Raw genomic sequence first — 619 nt, forward strand, 5'->3', positions numbered from 1 at the left:
ACATGGGTCCGAGCAACCTTCGCGATCCTGTTCGCTTGCGTACTCCTGGTGACGGAAGGGCTTGCCGCCGACGATTATCCAAACCGGACGGTTCGCATCGTGGTCGGTTTCGCGCCCGGCGGAAGCTCCGATACTGCGGCGCGGCTGGTTGGCGATCGGCTGTCCAAACGGCTTGGCCAGCCGGTAGTCATCGAGAACAAACCCGGTGCCGGCGGCATGCTCGCCACCACGCAGGTGCTGAACGAGCCGGCGGACGGCTACGCGTTGCTGCTGCTGGCGAGTGCGCATTCGGTGGCCGCCGCGATGCGCGCCAGGCTGCCGTTCGATCCGGTTGAGGATCTCGAATGGATTTCCACTGTATCGACTTACGGCATGATCGTCGGCGTGCGGCCGAACTCGACTTACAACTCGTTGGCCGAACTGATTGCCGCGGCGAAAGCCAAGCCGGGTTCCGTCAGCTTTTATTCGGTCGGGTTCGGAACGGGGCATCACCTTCTGGGCGAATGGATCAATGCGGCCACCGGCGCGGGACTGGTCCACGTGCCGTATCGCGGAAGCACACCGGCGCTGGCGGACTTTCTCGGCGGCCGCGTCGATGTGATGATAGACACCATGACAT

1 protein-coding gene is annotated in these 619 nt (G+C 63.5%); it reads left to right on the forward strand.

Annotated features, from left to right (window positions below):
* Window positions 1-619 (forward strand): Bug family tripartite tricarboxylate transporter substrate binding protein (locus AC1DU6_RS34645; protein WP_477863039.1); only part of this gene is annotated, 619 nt, incomplete at both ends.

This window comes from Roseateles sp. P5_B10, assembly GCF_056400485.1.